We start from the raw sequence: 6,087 nt of genomic DNA on the forward strand, positions 1-6,087 counted from the left end.
CCTCCATCCGTGGATATCTGGAGGCCATGAAGGACGGTACAATTTCCCCGGATATGTACGACAAATATCTTACTATCGTATTAAACGAGACAGAGCGGCTGACAAAGCTCACCAACAGCCTGCTTACCCTGAACAATTTAAACACCAAGGGTATGCTGTTAGACCGCACGGACTTTGATATCAACCAGGTCATCCGAAGCACCGCCGCTTCCTTCGAGGGAACCTGCCGCCGGAAAAATATTGCCATTGAAATGGTTCTCACAGGGGATATCATGTATGTGAATGCAGATATGGGAAAAATACAGCAGGTTTTGTATAACCTGCTGGACAATGCCATCAAATTCAGCCATCAGAATTCCATCATTAAAATAGAGACTGCAGAAAAGAAAAATAAGCTGTTTGTATCGGTGAAGGACACAGGAATCGGCATCCCCAAGGAGGATTTAAAGCTGATCTGGGACCGGTTTTATAAATCCGATCTCTCCCGTGGCAAGGATAAAAAAGGAACCGGCCTTGGGCTGTCCATCGTAAAGGAAATTATAAACGCACACGGAGAGCATATCAATGTGATCAGCACCCCGGGAGAGGGAAGTGAATTTATTTTCTCCCTCCCCAATTCCAACAAAAACGATGAGGAGGACTGACCCTTAAGTCCACCTGCCTTTCATTTTTTCCATCACCCGGCGCACGGGATGGTACAGCACAAGCATCAGCACAAAATTGCCCACGCCGTGGACGATATCCCAGGGAATCCCGGCCACCCACCAGGTAAATCCCGCATAGAGACCATTCTGGATTCCCCCGTCCCAGGCGCCGATCACCACATAGGGGATGGCGCAGAAAAAACCGAAAAACAGGCCAAACAGGCCGGACAGGATGCTGAAAAACCAAACGGAGCCATGCTTTTTCAAAATCCATACAAGAAGCACCAATAAAGGCCACATATACAAATACATAACCCACCAAAGCCCAAAGCCGTAAATACATCCCTCTATCAGGATAAAAACAGGAATCACCAAAAGGATTTTTCTGCCAAAATATAAGGTAAACAAAATCAGCCAGAAGGTGGTCAGCTCAATATTGGGCAGGAAGCTTAAAGCTGCCTTGCACACCTCGATCACCGCCACCATCATGCCAATTAAGGTAATATCTCTGACAGTTATTTTTTTCATTTTCATTCTTCCATGGTAAATACCGTATAGGCAATGGTGAAAACATCTCCGTCTGCAATGGGCTGGGAATCCACACCATAGTTGCAGTATTCCCCATTCACATAAAAGGCCCAGTACGCTCCATCCGTATTGTAATCCGCCGTTTCACCGTTCACCGTATCCACAGTAAGTCCAAATTCACTGTCTGTTCCGGAAAAGGTAAGGCCCTCTGCCTCCTCCATGGCCCCTCTGAGATATTCTGCGCTGGTCTGCACCTCATAGGAGGAGTTTTCCTGCTCCTTGTTCACTACCTCGATGGTAATATTCTTGGTTCCCTCTGTGGGCTTCTCACGAAATACTGCGTACACAATTCCCAGCACTACAATCAATGCTGCCAGAATCAGCACACCGATCACTGTTTTTTTACTGCTCTTTTTTGTTTCTGTCATTTTCATTTTCCTCCCTGATTTTATAAGGAAAGATACACACCTGAATCCTCCCTGGCAATAAAAAAGCTCCTGCAGACCGCAGAAGCTTTATACACAAAAAACAGGGATATCATTTCCAGGGAAAATCCTATCCGTCCTTCTGTACAAACCAAATCCGCGTGGTCTACAGCATCCGTTACGGGCAGGTCTTCTGACTTAAGTATCCTCACCCTGCTTTCTCTTCCCAAAAACAATAACGTTTTCAGTGAGTGAAACCTTGCGGCAAAGCAGGACTCCTCTATTACAGCGACGGGTTCGTGCAGGACTTCCACCTGCTTCCCTTTTCACCGGAGCCAGACAAGGAGCAGCTTCAAAAAATTTTCCGTGCCCCTGTCCTCCGACACCCATAACGCTATTTAATTGACGTGCCTAGTGTAGCACAATTCTATCTGTAATACAATCTTTTTTTACCGAATCAATCCAATTTGAATCCAGACTTATCCTACTTTTTAAAATTTTCAAACCACATACACCAGATTCCAGCTGCCGCCGCAATGACAGTCAAAACGATTGCTATAATATTTTCCAGCATAATTAACTTCCTTTCCTGCAAGCTTTTCCGCTGAAAATCAGCTGAAAATTTCCTTTATCTTATATCATAACAAACAAAAATGAAATCCACAATTTTGTAACTCTTTTTCTAACGAAATCTTTATTTCTTCCAAATCTACACTCCGCATGAAGCTTTATTCCGCCACCAAAAGACTGACTCTGGATTGGATGATATGGGCGGTTTCCTCAGCGCCTTTGTCTCCCGCAAGAAAGTAAGCGGCCTCCTCCATTACGATATTCACCACCTCTTCGGAAGCGTCCCCATAATAAACTGCACTGTCAAGAAGGTGATATAGTTTCTCCACATCCTCGTTCGTAAGCGCAATGTTTTCCAGCATTCCCTCTCCGGGAACTCTGGCGCGGTCTATCTGCCTCTGCAATATCTCTCTGTCAGGAGAAATGCCTTGTTCTTCAAATTTCTGTGCACCAGTGGTAATCATATATTTTACAAATTCCCAGGCCTCCTTTGTCTGTCCCTTACTGCAAATACCTACCAGATTGTGGGGCAGAAGCCTGGTGCCGCCTTCCCCGTCGGGAGTAGGCAGACCCACTATATGCAGCGGCTCTCCAATCTTACTTTCCATAGATGCGTAACTTCTCACATTGTATACATAACATCTTGTCAATATAAGAGAATGGTTCAGCATGCGGTCTCTTAAAGGAGTTTCGTCATAATCCCTGGAATCTGCAGTCTCCGGATTTTCCCGAATGCTTCCGGAGGAATTCAATATAGCAAGAAATTCCTCCGATTCAAAATCACAGGTCTTGTTTTTCCAATCCACAGAATAAGCAGCATAACGGTAAACCTGATCTCTCAGAAAAGCTTCCCGCGTCACATGATACATGATATCACCACCATAAAGAGTCTCAAGCTCCAGATATCTGGAAAGAGAAATTCCATCATCCTCCCCTACAACAGAATATAATCCCACCGCAGTTTCTATATGGAAGGAATTTGATACAAAGTAAAGATGTCCATCCGTTTCCAGCTTGTCCAGCAAAATAAAATCTTCTTTATTGATTTCTTCGTCCTCGTTGAAAAAAGGATACAAATCCACAAGCAGATCATTATCTGTAAAAAGAGACTGGGACACCCCTGACAAATCAAATAAATCCGGGGCATTTCCTGAAATAATATCCATCTGTAAAGCCTGCAGCGCCTCTAAAGAGGATAATGCTCCGTCCTTGGAATAATCCATCATCTGAATCAGATATTCACTGCTGCCCAAATTAAAATCAGAGACAAGAGACAGCAGATTTGTGTCAGGATGAATGCGCGCCATGGTAAGTACCGTCTTTCGTTTCACATTTTCTCCATCTCCCGGTGTAAGCCTTGCGGTCATATTCCTGTCCGTCACAATAAAGCTGCCGTCCCTCAGCCAGTAAATGCCCACAGGACCATAAAAATCAGCCCCAAGCTCCTCCCATATGGCTACGGGAACAGGCGCCTCCTTTTCAGATACCACTCCGTAAAGGCCATCCTGGCCTGACAGCGTAAAAAGATATTCCCCCCATCCCCCAAAAATACGATACCCCTCATATTCCCCTATTTTCTTCAATGTCCTGCTTTCCGTGTCCACCTCCATGACTATACTGATATCTCCTGTGTTTTCCTTGTGTAAAACTACATATATGGAATCCTTGGGACCGGATATCAGAGACATAGCCTTGCTCTCAAGAGGAATGCTTTCCAGATAGGAGCCCTCCTGGTCAAACAGCAAAATATTTTCTCCGGTAAGAAGCAGAAGCTTACCATTTTTATCTGCGCACATGCCTGCATCATAGCTGCCCTCAAGCAGCTTGGAGATATCCATTTTAAAAAGAATTTCCCCTGTTTCGCCAAGCTTTATTAATTCGTATTCAAAGGCAGAGGAATTTGCATCCGCAATAAAGCTGCAAAGAAGCCATATGCCCGAAGAACCAACGGCTGCGTCGGAAATGTGCAGGCTCCGGTAAAGAACCTCTTTATTGCGTCGAAATTCTTTTGAAATATCATTGGAAGAAAAATCTCCCGAAATATTGTAAATATCATTTCCATAAGGAATCACCTTATAAAGAGTGTTTCCAAGCTCTTCCAGAGAAAGGGTATAATAGCCTCCCCTTCCCATCCAGCCTCCCTCCTTGGCAATGACCTCCTCCTGTGGAACATCAGCCAGCAGCGGCTGATTCCTCTCTAAATAATCGTCCGTTGACTGCGCATCGGACGCAGGCTCTTCTTTTTTGGAGCATCCACACAACAAAAGACAGAAAATAAGAACCAAAGAAAACAGACTACAATACCCTTTTCTACACATATCCCCCTCCATTTCAAAACGTTTTCTCCTGTATCAATAAATCACATCAGCTCCACAGTCTGGTACAAAAAAGAATTTCCCGCTTTTCCTACCTGCTTTACCACTCCCACATAGCTTAATATGTTCAATACCGTCCTGGCCAGAGACACCGGAATATGAGCGGCCCTTGCAAAGTCCTTTGAGGTAAATGACTCTGGAAGCTCCCAGGGAACAAACTGCAGGTAATCCTGAAGGCAGGTAATGTCCACCTCCTTTACAAGCTGCGTAGGAATCCGGTCAAACCTGGTGGAGCCCTTCTTTTTATCTCTGCTCCATCCGTTTAACAGACGGTATTCTTCCATATCCAGCAAAACGATCTTAAGACGCAGATTCGGGTCTTTTAAAAACATTTTGATCCGATAAAGCTCTATAAAGGCAAGATACGGATTTCCCTTTGCAGGAGATTTTCTTTTTGGGCTGGCCTCTCCGCTTTCCTCATCAATCCAGATCAGCCATTTTTCCCGTGGTATGGGGTATACGATAGTCACCGGATATAAGGAGAGAAAGCATTTGAGCTTATCCCGCATCTTGTTAAACTGGCGGGTTTGAATTTCAATGATCTCTCCCTGTGAATAGATGTCAGCCACAAAATTTTCAATAGGGATTTCCTGTTTATCCTCATCCGGCTCATAATAATTTTTCAAAACAGCATGTACTGTTTTTTCCGACAAGGTTCCGATACCAAGTCTCTGCCTGTCCGTTCCTATAACCTTTTTTTTAGCCTGTTCAAATCTATCCTGATTGATCAGACCTTCCCTGCTCTCAAACATCCCCATGTGCGTCATCCTTTTTTATTCACAGCTTATCTTTTTATTGCAGATTTTTTCCACAAAAGTCCGATCATGCTCCACCATCAACAGCGTGGGACGGTATGTGCGCAAAAGCGCCTCAATCTGCATTCTGGAAAAAATATCAATATAGTTTAAGGGCTCATCCCAAATATAAAGATGGGCTTTCTCACAAAGGCTTGCAGCAATCAGCACCTTTTTCTTTTGTCCCTCACTGTAATGCTCCATATCCTTTTCAAACTGCTCTCGTTCAAAATCAAGCTTACGCAAAAGCGCCAGAAATACCGGAATCTCCAGTCCCCTGTTTTCTGCATACGAAACCAGGTTCCCCTTTAAAAATCCACTTTTCTGAGGAACATAGGAAATCACAAGACCGGACGCCTTTTCTAACTGTCCTGTCCACTTCATTTTCGTACCTGCTTCCTGCAAAATTGCCTTAATTATGCTGGACTTTCCACAGCCGTTTCTTCCCTGCAAGACCACACAGTCTCCATTCTCAATAGAAAAGCTTATCTTTTTTAACCGCTTTTCTCCGTAGAAAATCTGTACATCCTTAAGATCTACCAATCTTTCCTTGGGATGCCTTAAGGGAAACAGCTTCAAATCCTCCACAGCCTCCAAATTTTTTAAAAGCTTGGATTTTTCTTCCATTTCATGTTTTTTTCTCTTCTCAAGAGTCTTTCTGCGCATCTGTGTCTTTCTTGATTTTTCACCAATATAGGCCCTGGAGGCAATGGTTTTATCGCACACCCTTCCGATTTTTACAGCCTCCACT

Annotated in this window: 6 protein-coding genes and 1 riboswitch; of the genes, 1 reads left to right on the forward strand and 5 read right to left on the reverse strand. The window is 44.1% G+C overall.

Annotation, left to right across the window (positions count from 1 at the left end; translation table 11 throughout):
• Positions 1-644, forward strand: a 644-nt coding sequence (locus tag AC1WIP_RS10120; protein ID WP_481141712.1) for a sensor histidine kinase, incomplete at its 5' end; no start/stop codon positions are given.
• A gap of 3 nt (positions 645-647) precedes the next feature.
• Here the strand turns inward: AC1WIP_RS10120 and AC1WIP_RS10125 are convergent.
• The 5 genes from AC1WIP_RS10125 to AC1WIP_RS10145 form a co-directional block, all read right to left on the reverse strand.
• The gene (locus tag AC1WIP_RS10125) at positions 648-1,172 is read right to left on the reverse strand and encodes a hypothetical protein (protein ID WP_481141713.1); all 525 of its coding nucleotides are present in this window, start codon (positions 1,170-1,172) and stop codon (positions 648-650) included.
• Between the two features lie 2 nt (positions 1,173-1,174).
• Positions 1,175-1,600 (reverse strand): DUF4430 domain-containing protein, encoded by a 426-nt coding sequence (locus AC1WIP_RS10130; RefSeq protein WP_481141714.1) that lies wholly within the window; start codon positions 1,598-1,600, stop codon positions 1,175-1,177.
• Positions 1,601-1,763: 163 nt separating this feature from the next.
• A riboswitch (cobalamin riboswitch) is annotated at positions 1,764-1,952 on the reverse strand.
• A gap of 373 nt (positions 1,953-2,325) precedes the next feature.
• On the reverse strand, positions 2,326-4,485 hold the full coding sequence (locus AC1WIP_RS10135) for a hypothetical protein (RefSeq protein ID WP_481141715.1): 2,160 nt from the start codon (positions 4,483-4,485) through the stop codon (positions 2,326-2,328).
• A 41-nt stretch (positions 4,486-4,526) separates the two neighbouring features.
• Positions 4,527-5,300, reverse strand: coding sequence for a DUF8091 domain-containing protein (locus AC1WIP_RS10140; protein ID WP_481141716.1), 774 nt, complete (start codon positions 5,298-5,300; stop codon positions 4,527-4,529).
• A gap of 15 nt (positions 5,301-5,315) precedes the next feature.
• Positions 5,316-6,087: ATP-binding cassette domain-containing protein (locus AC1WIP_RS10145; protein WP_481141717.1), on the reverse strand; the 772-nt coding region annotated here is incomplete at its 5' end.

The organism is Acetatifactor sp. (assembly GCF_982438285.1).

Excerpts from the sequence above, each read along its gene's own strand:
- AC1WIP_RS10125 (WP_481141713.1), bottom strand. The coding sequence starts at position 1,172 with ATGAAAAAAATAACTGTCAGAGATATTACCTTAATTGGCATGATGGTG.
- AC1WIP_RS10135 (WP_481141715.1), bottom strand. The coding sequence starts at position 4,485 with ATGTGTAGAAAAGGGTATTGTAGTCTGTTTTCTTTGGTTCTTATTTTC.
- AC1WIP_RS10130 (WP_481141714.1), bottom strand. The coding sequence starts at position 1,600 with ATGACAGAAACAAAAAAGAGCAGTAAAAAAACAGTGATCGGTGTGCTG.
- AC1WIP_RS10140 (WP_481141716.1), bottom strand. The coding sequence starts at position 5,300 with ATGGGGATGTTTGAGAGCAGGGAAGGTCTGATCAATCAGGATAGATTT.